Annotated in this window: 14 protein-coding genes; 7 read left to right on the top strand and 7 right to left on the bottom strand. The window is 70.0% G+C overall.

Going from position 1 to position 13,383, the window contains the following annotated elements; all coding sequences use genetic code 11:
- The first annotated feature begins 126 nt into the window (after positions 1-126).
- The 6 genes from AC1RRF_RS03480 to AC1RRF_RS03455 all read left to right on the top strand — a co-directional run bounded on the left by AC1RRF_RS03480 (position 127) and on the right by AC1RRF_RS03455 (position 4,820).
- Positions 127-405, top strand: a complete 279-nt coding sequence (locus AC1RRF_RS03480; protein ID WP_492832838.1) for a hypothetical protein — start codon at positions 127-129, stop codon at positions 403-405.
- Positions 402-842 (top strand): Spy/CpxP family protein refolding chaperone, encoded by a 441-nt coding sequence (locus tag AC1RRF_RS03475; RefSeq protein WP_492832837.1) that lies wholly within the window; start codon positions 402-404, stop codon positions 840-842. The genes AC1RRF_RS03480 and AC1RRF_RS03475 overlap by 4 nt, the downstream gene beginning before the upstream one ends.
- A gap of 8 nt (positions 843-850) precedes the next feature.
- Positions 851-1,420 carry an RNA polymerase sigma factor gene (locus AC1RRF_RS03470; RefSeq protein ID WP_492832835.1) on the top strand — a complete coding sequence of 190 codons (570 nt, stop codon included), beginning with the start codon at positions 851-853 and terminating at the stop codon, positions 1,418-1,420.
- A gap of 96 nt (positions 1,421-1,516) precedes the next feature.
- A complete protein-coding gene (locus AC1RRF_RS03465; protein WP_492832833.1) occupies positions 1,517-3,304 on the top strand; it encodes a copper resistance system multicopper oxidase in 1,788 nt (595 codons plus the stop codon).
- Positions 3,301-4,419 (top strand): copper resistance protein B, encoded by a 1,119-nt coding sequence (locus tag AC1RRF_RS03460; protein ID WP_492832831.1) that lies wholly within the window; start codon positions 3,301-3,303, stop codon positions 4,417-4,419. Before AC1RRF_RS03465 ends, AC1RRF_RS03460 begins: the two co-directional genes overlap by 4 nt.
- 17 nt (positions 4,420-4,436) lie before the next feature.
- The gene (locus tag AC1RRF_RS03455; RefSeq protein ID WP_492832829.1) at positions 4,437-4,820 is read left to right on the top strand and encodes a copper resistance protein CopC; all 384 of its coding nucleotides are present in this window, start codon (positions 4,437-4,439) and stop codon (positions 4,818-4,820) included.
- 27 nt (positions 4,821-4,847) lie between these two features.
- On the opposite strand, the gene phhA is transcribed toward AC1RRF_RS03455, so the two are convergent.
- Entirely contained in the window at positions 4,848-5,723 is an 876-nt protein-coding gene (gene phhA / locus AC1RRF_RS03450) for a phenylalanine 4-monooxygenase (RefSeq protein ID WP_492832827.1), read from the bottom strand.
- Positions 5,724-5,809: 86 nt separating this feature from the next.
- Positions 5,810-6,124 (bottom strand): heat shock protein HspQ, encoded by a 315-nt coding sequence (gene hspQ / locus AC1RRF_RS03445; protein WP_492832825.1) that lies wholly within the window; start codon positions 6,122-6,124, stop codon positions 5,810-5,812.
- A gap of 148 nt (positions 6,125-6,272) precedes the next feature.
- Between hspQ and AC1RRF_RS03440 the strand changes: the two genes are divergently transcribed.
- The gene (locus tag AC1RRF_RS03440) at positions 6,273-7,409 is read left to right on the top strand and encodes a Ppx/GppA phosphatase family protein (protein ID WP_492832823.1); all 1,137 of its coding nucleotides are present in this window, start codon (positions 6,273-6,275) and stop codon (positions 7,407-7,409) included.
- On the opposite strand, the gene AC1RRF_RS03435 is transcribed toward AC1RRF_RS03440, so the two are convergent.
- From AC1RRF_RS03435 to gyrA, 5 genes are read right to left on the bottom strand one after another with little or no spacing between them, the layout of a single operon-like run.
- Positions 7,391-8,299 carry a peptidylprolyl isomerase gene (locus AC1RRF_RS03435; protein WP_492832821.1) on the bottom strand — a complete coding sequence of 303 codons (909 nt, stop codon included), beginning with the start codon at positions 8,297-8,299 and terminating at the stop codon, positions 7,391-7,393. The two genes, AC1RRF_RS03440 and AC1RRF_RS03435, sit on opposite strands and share 19 nt — an antisense overlap.
- 23 nt (positions 8,300-8,322) lie before the next feature.
- On the bottom strand, positions 8,323-9,192 hold the full coding sequence (locus AC1RRF_RS03430) for a peptidylprolyl isomerase (protein WP_492832820.1): 870 nt from the start codon (positions 9,190-9,192) through the stop codon (positions 8,323-8,325).
- Between the two features lies 1 nt (position 9,193).
- Positions 9,194-9,676: a pantetheine-phosphate adenylyltransferase gene (coaD, locus tag AC1RRF_RS03425; protein ID WP_492832818.1), complete on the bottom strand. Its 483-nt coding sequence runs from the start codon at positions 9,674-9,676 to the stop codon at positions 9,194-9,196.
- A gap of 50 nt (positions 9,677-9,726) precedes the next feature.
- Complete coding sequence (locus AC1RRF_RS03420) at positions 9,727-10,509, bottom strand: aminotransferase class IV (protein ID WP_492834135.1); 783 nt, start codon at positions 10,507-10,509, stop codon at positions 9,727-9,729.
- Between the two features lie 14 nt (positions 10,510-10,523).
- Positions 10,524-13,304: a DNA gyrase subunit A gene (gyrA, locus tag AC1RRF_RS03415; protein ID WP_492832816.1), complete on the bottom strand. Its 2,781-nt coding sequence runs from the start codon at positions 13,302-13,304 to the stop codon at positions 10,524-10,526.
- Positions 13,305-13,383 lie beyond the last annotated feature (79 nt).

Raw genomic sequence — 13,383 nt, 5'->3', positions numbered from 1 at the left:
TCACCCCCCTTGCGACCGGGCTGTCCCGGCCGTTCTCTGCTATCTACGCAGGGCGGGGGCGGCCCCCTCGCGAGGGGAAACCCATGCCGCCGCGTAGGACGGATGGGACGTGACGGAAGGTGTGCGATGACTGACGATATTCAAACCTTGATCGCGGCCACGGCGTCCGGCGACGAGGCGCGGCTGGGCGGTCTGGAAGACGGGGTCTGGATCCGCATCGACCAGCGCCGCGCCCAAATGCGGATGGGACAGGTCCGGGTCGCCGCCGTCGCCTTGGCCCTGGTCATCGGCGGGGTGAACGGCGGCCTGATGTTGGCCACGTCCCGACCCGCGCCGTCCGAAATGCAGGTGTTCGCCGTCTCGGCCGGCGCCTCGCCCCTCACGCGTCTGGACGCCCGCGGATGAAGAACGCCTGGACCTCCATCCTGATCACGGCGGTGCTGGCCGCCCTCGCCAGCGGCGCGGCCACCTGGGTCAGCGCGACCTGGATCCTGCGCGACCGCCAGCCGCCCAGCCTGCACAGCGTCGTCCATGAAAAGCTCGATCTGAACGCCGAGCAGGATCGACGCCTCGACGCCATTGAGGCCCGCTTCGCCCCGCGCCGCACAGCCCTGGAGGCCGAGGTCCGCGCCGCCAACCGCGAACTGGCCGCCGCCATCGCCGTCAACCGGGGCGACACCCCGGAGGTCCAGGCGGCGGTCGATCACTTCCACACGGCCATGGGCGATCTGCAGAAGGCGACCCTCGCCCATATCTTCGAGATGCGATCCGTCCTGACCCCGGCCCAGGCCGAGGTGTTCGACGCGGCGGTCGCCGACGCCCTGCGCCGCGACGCCGGTTAAGCGCCGTCGTGGACGGCGAAGCGAACATTGAAGTCCGCGCGACGCGCGGAGACCGGGCCGCCTTCACCACCCTGATGGCCGCCACCAAGCGGGACCTCCACCGCTTCATCCGCCGCTACGTCGGCGACGAGGATGAGGCGCATGACCTGCTGCAGGAGACCTATGTCGCCGCCTGGCTCGCCATCCGGCGCTATGACCCGGCGCGGGCCTTCGACGTCTGGCTGCGCGCCATCGCCGTGAACAAATGCCGCGACTGGGGCCGGCGGCGCGCGGTCCGGCGCGTGGTGCGCGGGGTCATGGGCCTGGACGCGCCCGAGGCGGCGGCGGTGGGCGACGACGCCCCGGCGCCCGAGGCCCGGCTGGATGATCGGCGCCGCGCCGAGGCCCTTCAGCGCGCCCTGTCCGACCTGCCCGACGCCCTGAAGGCGCCCCTGCTGCTCGCCACGCTGGAGGGCCGGTCGCAGGCCGAGATCGCCGCTATCCTGGGCGTCACGGTCAAGGCCGTGGAGACCCGGATCGCCCGCGCCCGCAAGGCGTTGACGGAACGGATGGCGGCGCCCTCCGCCGCCGGGACCTGATCCGAAACCGGGCCTGTGGCGAGCCGCCGCAGGGGGAAGCCGGCTCCCGTGCGTATCTGAACGAACAGCCGAATTCGCCCGAGGACCGCCCGCCCCATGCCGACCCCACGCCTTGATCGCCGAGCCCTTCTACGCGGAGCCGCCGCGGGCGGGGGACTGCTGGGCCTGCAAGGCCTGATGCCGGCCTGGGCGCAGACGGGTTCGGCGGGCCTGCGGGCCGATCTGCCCACGCTGACGGGGCCGAACATCGACCTGACCGTGGGCCATTCCGACTTCACGGTCGGCGGCCGCACCGGCCATGCCTTCACCGTCAACGGCCTGTTGCCCGCGCCCCTGCTGCGGATGCGTGAGGGCCAGAACGTGCGCCTGTCGGTGACCAACACCCTGGATGAGGACACCTCGATCCACTGGCACGGCCTGCTGCTGCCGTTCCAGATGGATGGCGTGCCGGGAGTCAGCTTCCCCGGCATCAAGCCGCGCGAGACCTTCGTCTATGAGTTCCCGATCCGGCAGTCGGGCACCTACTGGTATCACAGCCACTCGGGCCTGCAGGAGGCCATGGGCCACTACGGCCCCATCGTCATCGACCCGGCGGGCGCCGATCCGGTCGGTTATGACCGCGAGCACGTTCTGGTCCTGTCGGACTGGAGCTTCATGCATCCGCACGAAATCCTGGCCAAGCTCAAGAAGAGCCCCGGCTACTTCAACCACCAGCGCACCACCCTGTCCGGCCTGATCTCGGGCGAGGACCGGATGAGCCTGGAAGAGCGCCGGATGTGGGGCTCGATGCGGATGGACCCGCGCGACATCCTGGACGTCAGCGGCTCGACCTACACCTATCTGATCAACGGCCACGGCCCACAGGAGAACTGGACCGGCCTGTTCCGACCCGGCGAGCGGGTGCGGCTGCGCGTCATCAACGCCTCGGCCATGTCGATCTTCAACGTCCGCATCCCCGGCCTGGCCATGACCGTGGTCCAGGCCGACGGCGAGCACGTCCGTCCGGTCGAGGTGGACGAGTTCCAGATCTCTGTCGCCGAGACCTATGACGTCATCGTCCGCCCGACCGAGGACCGCGCCTACACCATCGTCTCGGAAGCCATCGACCGCTCGGGCATGGGCCGCGCCACCCTGGCCCCGCGCCTGGGCATGACGGCCGAGATTCCGCCGCTGCGCGAGGTTCCGAACCTGACCATGACCGACATGGGAATGGGCGGGGGAATGGGCGGCATGGCGGGCATGGATCACGGCGCCATGGCCGGGATGGATCACTCGGCCCACGGCGCCGCCGATGGAGCCGCCGCGCCGATGGACCACGGCGCCATGAGCATGCGCGACCCGAACAACGCCCCCGCCGACATGGCCGTCGGCGTAGGGGTGGACGCCGTCGCGCCGGCGCCCGCCAACCGTCTGGGCGAACGGCCGCAAGGCCTGCAGGACGTCGATCACCGGGTGCTGGTCTACACCGACCTGCGCGCCCTCGAGCCGAACCGGGACACGCGCCCGCCCTCACGCAGCATGGAAATCCACCTGACCGGAAACATGGAACGGTTCATGTGGGGCTTCGACGGCCGCAAATTCTCGGAGCTGGTCGAGCCGATCCGGTTCGAGCTGAACGAGCGGGTCCGCGTCACCCTGGTCAACGACACCATGATGGCCCACCCGATCCACCTGCACGGCCACTTCTTCCAGCTGGTCAACGGCCACGACGGGCATCAGCCGCTCAAGCACACGGTCAATGTCGCGCCGGGCTCGAAGGTGACCTTCGACCTGACCGCCGACGCGCCCGGCGACTGGGCCTTCCACTGCCATCTGCTGATGCACATGCACGCGGGGATGTTCAACGTCGTCACGGTCCGGCCGATGCAGGAGGCCGCCCGATGAGCCGCCTCCTGTTCACCGCCGTAGCCGTTCTGCCGCTCATTCTGGCCGCCGGTTCCGCCGCCGCCCAATCGACCGATCCGCACGCCGGGCACGTCATGCCCGCGCAGACCCCGCCCCCGGCCGATCCCCACGCCGCCCACACGCCCGCTCCCCCGCCGCCGCCCGCCGCCGATCCGCACGCCGGTCATGACATGAGCGGCATGCAGACCCCTCCGGCTCCCGCCCCGGCAGCCGATCCTCACGCGGGACACAACATGAGCCCCGCCCCGGCGGCGGCCGACCCCCACGCCGGGCACGATATGAGCGGCATGACCGCCGGCGCGCCGAACATCCCGACCAGCGTGGACGCCGTCGGCGGCCGCATGGTCGAGACCCCGCCCCCGGCCTCCGCCCGCGCCGCGCCCGCCCATGCGGCGGACCTGCTGTTCGACCCGGCCGCCATGGCGGCGGCGCGCAGGCAACTGTTGGTCGAGAACGGCGACGTACGCACCACCGCCGTCCTGATCGACACGCTCGAGGCCCGCTTCGGCGACGGCGAGGAAGGCTATGGCTGGGAGGCCCAGGGCTGGACCGGCGGCGACATCAACCGCTTCTGGTGGAAGACCGAGGGCGAGGGCGATTTCGGCGGCAAGCTGCACGACGCCGAGATCCAGGCTCTCTACAGCCGCGCCATCGCCCCCTTCTGGGACGTTCAGGCCGGCGTGCGCCAGGACTTCCGCCCGGACGGTCCGGCTGCCACCCACCTGACCGTCGGCGTGCAGGGCGTCGCCCCCTACTGGTTCGAGATGGGCGCCGCCGCCTTCCTGTCGACGGACGGCGACCTGACCGCCCGCCTCGAGGCGGAGTACGACCAGCGTCTCACCCAGAAATGGATCCTGCAGCCCGCGCTGGAGCTGGATCTGTCGGCCCAGGACGTCCCGGAACTGGATATCGGCTCGGGCCTGACCTCGGTCACGGCGGGCCTTCGCCTGCGCTACGAAATCCGCAAGGAGTTCGCCCCCTACGTCGGCGTCGAATGGAGCCGCTCGTTCGGAGATACCGCCGACTACATCGAGGCCCGGGGCGGCGAGGCGGACGACACCCGTCTCGTCGTCGGCCTCAAGGCCTGGTTCTGATCCAAGGAGACCACCCCATGATCCGCCTTCTCACCCTCGCGGCCGCCCTCGCCTTCGCCGGAGCCGCCGCCGCCCAGGACCCGCACGCGGGCCATGCCATGCCGGCGCCGGCCGCCGCGCCGCAATCGGGCGTCACCACCGTTCCCGCCAACGGCGCGATGACCCATGGCTCGCCCGAGCGGTTCAGCCTCACTTTCCCGCACCCCATGGTCCTGAAGGCGCTCACCCTCACCGCCGAGGGTCAGGCGCCGGTCGAAGTCGCCGTCCCCGCGACCGCGGCCGCCACGACGGTCGGCGTCGCCCTGCCGCGCCTGGCCCCGGCGACCTGGACGGCCGCCTGGACCGCCGAAGGCCCGGACGGTCACCGGATGACGGGATCCGTCAGCTTCATGGTGCACTAGCCGGCCCGGGACGGGCGGCCGGGCGGCTCAGGCCGCGAACCGTCCGCCCTTGGCCGCATAGGCCTGGGTGCCTTCGGTGAAGACCTCGTCGGTCGGCAGGATGGTTTCGATCGGGATCGCGTCCGCGCCCTGCAGCCGGTCGTAGATCGGGCCGAAGTCCTTCAGCGTCTCGCCCTTCAGCGCCTCGATGCTGTCGATAACGAAATAGACCTGCTGGAAGTCGTCGATCCGATACAGGGTCTTCATCACCCGCTCCAGGTCGAAGCCCAACCGGTTCGGCGACGGGTCCTCGATGGCGAACACGCTCTCGGTCGCCGAGGAGACGATGCCGGCGCCGTAGATGCGCAGGCCGCCGGTGTCCTGCATCAGGCCGAACTCGACCGTGTACCAGTACAGGCGCGCCAGATTGGGCAGCATGCCCAGCGACGCCGCCCTTTGCCCGCCCTTGCCGTAGGCCTCCATATAGGCGGCGAAGTCGGGGTCGGTCAGCATCGGCACGTGGCCGAACACGTCGTGGAAGATGTCCGGCTCCTGCAGGTAGTCCAGCTGGTCCGGCTTGCGGATGAACTGGCCCGAGGGGAAGCGGCGGTTGGCCAGGTGGTCGAAGAACACCTCGTCCGGCACCAGTCCGGGCACGCACACCACCGTCCAGCCGGTCAGGGCCTGAAGCTTGGGGTTCATCAGCGAGAAGTCGGGGATGCCGCCCGTGTTCAGATCCAGGGCCTTCAGCCCCTTGAAGAAGACGTCGGCGGCCCGGCCGGGCAGGATCTTCATCTGCCGGGCGTACAGCGTGTCCCAGGTCTTGTGCTCGGTCTCGGTATAGGCGCGCCAGTCCTGCGGGATCGTCCAGTCTTCGGCCGCGCCTTCAGGCGGCTTGTCGAAGACGTGCTCGAAATCGGACATGACGGTGCTCCTGCATCCGGGCTCTGGCGGCCCCTTCCCGACAATCTAGAACCCGGCGCGGGCGCGCGCCAGCGGTGTCAGCCGCGTCAATGGATCGCCTGCTCGCGCGGCGCGTGACGACCGCGGGCGTCGACGGTGAAATAGCGCTCCTCCGCGTCCCGGGTCAGGGTCGACAGCTCGGGGTCGTGCTCCAGCGAATCCTCGGACGCATAGGCCATGAAGCCGCCGTCGCTCCCCAGCGCCAGCACCTGATAGAAGGGCTGGTTCGGGGAGATCGCGCCAGTCGCGCCGGGCTGCCCGGCGAAGACGGGGTCCACGTCGATCACCACGCCGCGAAACCCCGCGGAACGATGCCGAACGATCTGGCCGAGGCCGAAACGGGCTGAGACAGGATGGGTCATGCCATCACAGCTACGCTCCCGAACCTGAGCCGGATCATGTGACCGCCGTTCATTTTCGCGACAGACACGCTTGGCGCGGACGAGTTTCGCGGTCTAGGCTGTTCGGGACGGGCGCCGTTCCGGACCGCCCACCTTGAAAGATTCGGCCATGCCGGAGACCGAAGGCGCCCCCTCGCGCCGCCGGTCCCAGGCCCGTCGATCCGACGGAGAGCGCGCCCGCGGCGGCGCGCCCGGCGGACCGGGGGCGTCAGGTCGTGAAGCGCCGCTCTACGGCGCCCTCGATCTGGGGACCAACAACTGCCGTCTGCTCATCGCCCGAGCGGCGAAGGACGGCTTTCGCGTCGTCGATTCCTTCAGCCGAATCGTTCGCCTCGGCGAAGGCCTGTCGCGCACCGGCCGGCTGGACGACGCGGCCATGGAGCGGGCCTATGAGGCCCTGGTGCTGTGCGGCGAACGCGTCGCCAAGCGCGGGATCGACCCGTCGCGCCTGATGGCCGTCGCCACCCAGGCCTGCCGCCAGGCCGAGAACGGCGCGGCCTTCATCGAACGGGTGCGGCAGGGCACGGGCCTGAAGCTTCGCATCATCGACCCGGTCGAGGAGGCCCGGCTGGCCGTCCAGGGCTGCCTGAACCTGTTCGATCCCAGCGCCGAGGCCATTCTGGTCGTCGATGTCGGCGGCGGCTCGACCGAGCTCAGCTGGCTGCGCCGCAGCGCCGCGGGCTTCGCGCTGGAGGGCTGGATTTCGGCGCCCATCGGCGTCGTCACCCTGGCCGAGCGTCACCCCGAGCCGATCGGCGGCGACCTGACCCCCTGGTATGAAGCCATGGTGGCCGACATGGGCGCCGCCATCGCCGACACGCCGGTCAATCCGGCCCTGCGCGAGGTCTTCGTCCAGGGCCGCGCCCATCTGGTCGGCACCTCGGGCGCGATCACCAGCCTGGCGGGCATCCACCTGGGCCTGCATCGCTACCAGCGCAATCTGGTCGACGGCCTGTGGATGACGCGCGGCGACTGCGAGGCGGCGGCGGAACGGCTGAAGGCTCTGGGACCAGAGGGCCGGGCGGCGGAATCCTGCATCGGTCCAGACCGCGCCGACCTGGTTCTGGCCGGAGCCGCCATCATGGAAGCGGTGCAGCGCGCCTGGCCGTCAGAGCGCGTACGCGTCGCCGACCGCGGCCTGCGCGAGGGCCTGCTGCTCCAGCGCATGCGCGAAGACCGCAAGCCGCCCCGCCGCAAGCGCCGGCGGGGACGCGGCCGCGGCGGCGCTCAGCCCCCGGTCACCTGAACCGGCAGGGTCACGTCGCAGACCGAGAAATCGGCCCCACGCGCCGCGCGGGCCTCGGTCACCAGGGTGCGGAAGCGCTCGGAGCCGGTGGCCAGCACCTGCACCGTCGGCCGCTCGGCGGCGGGAATGTCGGCGGCCACGCGCACCCGGGTCATGCGGTCCGGCTGGGCCGAGGCCATCATGCCGTTCTCGCCGTCTCCGACCTGCAGCGACCGGACCACGTCCAGCCCCGACACCGTCACGCCCCAGATGGTGTAGCGCTTGTCCAGCGCCGGATAGGCCTGGCGCATGATGAAGAACTGGCTGTTGGCGGTGTCATTGCCCTCGTCGCGGGCCATGCCGACCACGCCCGGGCAGTACAGGCCCCAGCCGTGCACCTTGCCGTCGCCGGTCTGGGCGAAGGCGGCGTCGGGCTGGGTCTGGACCGGCAGGGCGCCCAGGAAGCCGACTCGCGCCCCGGCGGGCTCGGCCACGGCGGCGAACGGCATGGCCGGGTCGCGGCGGAAGGTGAACTCGGCCTTCAGGTCGGGATAGGCGCTCTGGCCCTCGCCGCTGCCCAGCGGGTCGCCGGTCTGGGCCATGAACCAGTCGATCACCCGGTGCCACAGCAGGCCGTCGAAGAAGCCGTTATGGGCCAGCAGGCGGATACGCTCGACATGCAGGGGCGCGATCTGCGGCGTCATCTCGACCAGGACGCGGCCCTTGGTCGTGTCGATGACCAGCAGGTTCTCGGGCGCGACGGCGCGCCAGTCGCTTTCGGCGATCGTGGTCTGGGGCGTGGGGGCCGGAGGCGGCGGCGGCGGGCCGCCCGCGTCCTGGGCCAGGGCGGAGCCCGCGGACAGCGCCGCCACGGCGGCCAGTACGAGCGATCGTGCGAGCGTCAGTCTCATGGTCCCCTCCCCTTGCGTCCGGCTCAGCCGCCGGTGACTTCGGCGGTCGGCTGCACGTCGCAGACGGTGAAGCGCAGGCCCAGCCGAGTGCGAGCCTCGGCGACCTGGGCGGCGAAGGCCGGGCTGGTCGGAACCATGACCCGCGCGGTGGGCCGCTGTCCTTCCGGCAGGGCCGCCGCGGTCCGCACGCGGGTCATCACGTCGGGATCGGTCACCTGGCCGTTGTTGGCGCGATCCCCGGCCTTCAGCGCCTTGGCCGCGTCCAGTCCGGCCAGCACCCGGCCGAACGGCGTATAGGTTCCGTTCAGCGACGCATTGGGGCCGGTCATGATGTAGAACTGGCTGTTGGCGCTGTTCGGATCATTGGCGCGGGCCATGCCCACGACGCCGGTGCAGAACAGGCCGATGGCCGGGGTCTTGAAGTCGGCGGTCACCATCATCTGGGCGTCCGGCTGGGTCTCGACGGGCATGGAGCCGATGATCCCCATCTGTGTGCTTCCATTGCCCGGCGCGGTGGCGACGAACCCGTCGGCGCGGCCACGCCGGAACGCGAATTCGCCGGGCACGTCGGGCAGTTCGCTGCTGCCTTCACCGGTGCCCAGGGGATCGCCGGTCTGGGCCATGAAGCCCTCGATCACCCGGTGGAATTTCAGTCCGTCATAGAAGCCGCGGTCGGCTAGGGTGCGCACCCGCTCGACCGATTGGGGCGCCACGCGCGGATCCAGCTCGACCACGATCCGGCCCTTGGCGGTGTCGATGATCAGCAGGTTTTCCGGCGCGATCGTGCGCCATTCCGCGGCGGGCGCCGCCGTCTGCGACAGGGCCGCCGGGGCGGTCGCACCGGTCAGCAAGGCGGCCGACACAGCCGCCGCGAGGATCGTCTTGATACGCATTCTAGTCCTTGACCCTGTCCAGCACCGCGGCCGCGACGGCCGGGCTGACGAAACTTCCGATATCTCCGCCCAACCGGGCGATTTCCTTGACCAGCCGCGAGGCGATCGCCTGATGCCGCGGGTCGGCCATCAGGAAGACGGTCTCGATGTCGGCATTGAGGCGCTGGTTCATCGCCGTCATCTGGAACTCGTACTCAAAGTCGGCGACGGCGCGCAGGCCGCGCACGATCATCGTCGCGTCCAGTTCCTCGGCGAAATGCATCAGCAGGCTCGAGAACGGCCGCACCTCGACCTTGTCGCCGAACCTCGCCACCTCGCCCCGGACCATCTCGACACGCTCGGCGGTCGAGAACAACGGACCCTTGTCGTCGTTCTTGGCGACGCCGATGACCAGCCGGTCGACCAGCTTCACCGCCCGGCCGATGATGTCCATATGCCCGTTGGTGATCGGGTCGAACGTGCCCGGATACAGGCCTATGCGCATCGAAGTCCTCCCCGACTTTGGTCCGGTTTAGCAGGTGCGAAACCGACGGCCTAGATCGTCTGCGGCGCGTTCGACGCCCAGGCGGCCTGCAGCCGGTCGATCAGCGCGGGGTCCACATCCAGGGATCGTCCGTCGATGTTCCCGACCGGGCAGGCCGGCGTCGCGCTGTTGCAGATGAAGGCCTGCCGGAAGCCCGCCAGCGCGCCGCGATCGATCGGCCGCGTCTCGCTGTCCAGCCCGACCAGATCCAGCCCGTTCTGCAGCAGCGCCTGCCCCGTCCCGCGCAGCATCTGCGCCCGGGGCCAGACGATCCGTCCGTCCTCGACGAAGCCGATGTTCCAGATGCTTCCCTCGGACACCAGGCCGTCGGGACCCACGAACAGGGCGTCATCAAAACTCGACGCCTTGGCCATCCGCCGTGCGCGGGTCAGACCGAAGGTGGCGTTGTGCTTCAGGTCCGGCGCCTCGCGGGCATAGTCCTGCGTCTGCAGTCGCAGCGGATCGCACAGGGGATTGGCCGGATCAGAGACCACGGTCAGCACGCCGGGCTCGCCCATGGCGTCGGGCACGCGCAAGGTGACGGTCTCCAGGAACAGCTGCACCCGCAGGCTGCGCCGCCCCTCATGCCCCGCCAGCGCCGCCCGCATGTGGGCGCGCAGCCTCGCCTCGGGCACGACCACGCCGAACAGCATCAGCGCCTCGTGCTCCAGCCGGTCCAGATGCAGGTCCAGCCCGCGCACGGCGCCGTCCTCGACCTGCATCGAGGTGAAGGCGCCGTAGTTCGACATCAGCACGGGGGCCAGCGTCTCGACGCTGGCCGGTTCCCCGTCGATCCGGAAGGACGGGGTCAGGCCTCGCCCTCGCCGCCCTCGATCTCGCCGGCTTCGCCCTCGATCCCGTCGTCATCGCCGCCGCCGGAGTCCGGCAGACGTTCGACCGAGACGACCTTCTCGCCGTCGGCGGTCTTGAAGATGGTGACGCCCTGGCTCGAGCGGCTGACGATCCGGACCTGCTCCATCGGCGTGCGGATCATCTGCCCGCCCGAGGTGACCATCAGCAGGTCGTCGCTTTCCTCGACCGGGAAGGAGGCCGTCAGGCGCGTGCCCGCGCGGCCGCCCAGGCCGTGCGCCGTCAGCCCCTGCCCGCCGCGACCCGTGCGGCGATACTCATAGGCCGAGGAACGCTTGCCGAAGCCGGTCTCGGTGACCGTCAGGATGAACTGCTCGGCGGCGCCCAGTTCGGCGATCCGCTCGACCGTCAGGGCGGCGTCGGCGACGGCTTCATCGTCAGCCTCGACGGCGGGCGCCTCATCCTCGCTGTCGGCGCCGGCCAGCGCCTTGCGCATGGCGTTGGCGTGCTTGACGTAGGCGGCGCGCTCTTCCGGCGTGGCGTCCACGCGGCCCAGCACGGCCATGGAGATGACCTCGTCCCCGGCCTGCAGACGCACGCCGCGCACCCCGGTCGAATCCCGGCCCTTGAAGACGCGCACGTCGTCGGCCTTGAAGCGGATCGCCCGACCCAGGGCGGTCGTCAGCATGACGTCGTCCTCGGCGGTGCACAGGGCCACGCCGACCATGCGGTCGCCGTCTTCCAGCTTCATCGCGATCTTGCCGGCGCGGTTGACCGTGGCGAAGTCCGACAGCTTGTTGCGGCGCACGTCGCCCGAGCTGGTGGCGAACATGATGTCGTATTCACCCCACTCCGCCTCGTTCTCGGGCAGGGGCAGCACGTTCATGATGCTGTCGCCCGGTTCGATCGGCAGCAGGTTCACAAACGCCTTGCCGCGCGACTGCGGATTGCCCAGCGGCAGACGCCAGGTCTTCAGCTTGTAGGCCTTGCCGTTGGTGGCGAAGAACAGCACCGGCGTGTGGGTCGAGGCCGAGAACACGCCGACCACGGCGTCGTCCTCCTTCATCGCCACGCCCGAGCGGCCCTTGCCGCCGCGATGCTGGGTCCGATAGGCGTTCAGCGCCACGCGCTTGACGTAGCCGCCGTGGGTGACCGTGACGACCATGTCCTCGCGCGGGATCAGGTCCTCGTCCTCCATCTCGCCGTCGCCTTCCCCGATCAGGGTGCGGCGCGGCACGGCGAACTCATCCTTCACGGCGATCAGGTCGGCGCGGATCACGGCCAGGATGTTGGCGCGGTCCGACAGCAGCGTCAGGTGTTCCTGGATCGTCTCGGCCAGGGCGCGGGCCTCGGCGAAGATGTCGTCACGGCCCAGGCCGGTCAGGCGGCTCAGGGTCAGCGACAGGATGGCCCGGGCCTGCTCATCGGTCAGGTTCAGCTTGTCGCCGTCGACCAGCATCGAGCGCGGATCGGCGATCAGCTCGACCAGGGCGATCATGTCGCCCACCGGCCAGGACTTGGCCTGCAGACGCTCGCGCGCCTCGGTCGGATCGGCCGACGAGCGGATGATGTGGATCACTTCGTCGATGTTGGCCACGGCCACGGCCAGACCGACCAACACGTGGCCGCGGTCGCGGGCCTTGGCCAGTTCGTACTTGGTGCGGCGGACAACCACCTCTTCGCGGAAGTCCAGGAAGATCTGCAGCAGGTCGCGCAGGCCCATCTGCTCCGGGCGGCCGTGGTTCAGGGCCAGCATGTTCACGCCGAACGACGACTGCATGGCGGTGAAGCGCCACAGCTGGTTCAGCACCACGTCGCCGGACGCGTCGCGCTTCAGCTCGATGACCATCCGCATGCCATCGCGGTCGGACTCGTCGCGCACGTCGGCGATGCCTTCGATGCGCTTCTCGCGCACCAGTTCGACGATCCGTTCGATCAGGGTCTGTTTGTTGACCTGGAACGGCAGCTCGGTGACCACGATGGCTTCGCGGTCCTTGCGGATCGTCTCGATCGAAGCCTTGCCGCGCACGATGACCGAGCCGCGGCCGTCGCGCAGCGCGTTGCGCGGCGCCGTGCGGCCCATGATCTCGCCGCCGGTCGGGAAGTCGGGGCCGGGCACGATGTCCAGCAGGGCGTCGTCGCTGATGTTGGCGTCGTCCAGCAGCGCCACCGCCGCCTCGACGACCTCGCCCAGATTATGCGGCGGGATGTTGGTGGCCATGCCGACGGCGATGCCGCCCGCGCCGTTCACCAGCAGGTTCGGAATGCGGCTGGGCAGGACGACCGGCTCCAGCTCCTTCTCGTCGTAGTTCGGTTGGAAATCGACGGTGTCCTTGTCGATGTCGGCCAGCAACGCCACGGCGGCCGGGGCCATCTTGGCCTCGGTGTATCGCATCGAGGCGGGCATATCGCCGTCGACCGAACCGAAGTTCCCCTGGCCGTCGACCAGCATCAGGCCCATCGAGAACGGCTGGGCCATGCGGACCAGCGCCATATAGACCGAGGCGTCGCCGTGCGGGTGGAAGCGGCCCAGCACGTCGCCGACCACGCGGGCGCACTTCGAATACGACTTCTCGGGCGACATCTTCAGGTCGTGCATCGAGTACAGGATGCGGCGGTGCACGGGCTTCAGCCCGTCGCGCGCGTCCGGCAGCGCCCGGCTCACGATCACGCTCATGGCGTAGTCGAGATACGAGCGGCGCAGCTCGTCTTCGATGGTGATGGTGGAGATGTCGCCGCCCGCCGGGGCTGCGGCGTTTTCGTAGGTGTCGTCGGTCAAGGAAATCGGGCTTTAAATGGCCGGAATCGGAACGTGATCCGCTATCCGGTTTTCTAGCATCCAGGGTCTCCTTAAGCAA

Source organism: Brevundimonas sp. GW821-FHT12C05 (assembly GCF_058807475.1).
The sequence above is the reverse complement of the archived record's forward strand: the minus strand, read 5'-3'. Positions and strand labels throughout refer to the sequence as shown.

Bases quoted from the DNA above. Each gene is read 5' to 3' on its own strand.
- coaD (WP_492832818.1), bottom strand. From the start codon at position 9,676: ATGCGCATAGGCCTGTATCCGGGCACGTTCGACCCGATCACCAACGGG.
- AC1RRF_RS03460 (WP_492832831.1), top strand. From the start codon at position 3,301: ATGAGCCGCCTCCTGTTCACCGCCGTAGCCGTTCTGCCGCTCATTCTG.
- AC1RRF_RS03480 (WP_492832838.1), top strand. From the start codon at position 127: ATGACTGACGATATTCAAACCTTGATCGCGGCCACGGCGTCCGGCGAC.
- AC1RRF_RS03430 (WP_492832820.1), bottom strand. From the start codon at position 9,192: ATGCGTATCAAGACGATCCTCGCGGCGGCTGTGTCGGCCGCCTTGCTG.
- AC1RRF_RS03435 (WP_492832821.1), bottom strand. From the start codon at position 8,299: ATGAGACTGACGCTCGCACGATCGCTCGTACTGGCCGCCGTGGCGGCG.
- AC1RRF_RS03475 (WP_492832837.1), top strand. From the start codon at position 402: ATGAAGAACGCCTGGACCTCCATCCTGATCACGGCGGTGCTGGCCGCC.
- phhA (WP_492832827.1), bottom strand. From the start codon at position 5,723: ATGTCCGATTTCGAGCACGTCTTCGACAAGCCGCCTGAAGGCGCGGCC.
- AC1RRF_RS03440 (WP_492832823.1), top strand. From the start codon at position 6,273: ATGCCGGAGACCGAAGGCGCCCCCTCGCGCCGCCGGTCCCAGGCCCGT.
- AC1RRF_RS03455 (WP_492832829.1), top strand. From the start codon at position 4,437: ATGATCCGCCTTCTCACCCTCGCGGCCGCCCTCGCCTTCGCCGGAGCC.
- hspQ (WP_492832825.1), bottom strand. From the start codon at position 6,124: ATGACCCATCCTGTCTCAGCCCGTTTCGGCCTCGGCCAGATCGTTCGG.
- AC1RRF_RS03465 (WP_492832833.1), top strand. From the start codon at position 1,517: ATGCCGACCCCACGCCTTGATCGCCGAGCCCTTCTACGCGGAGCCGCC.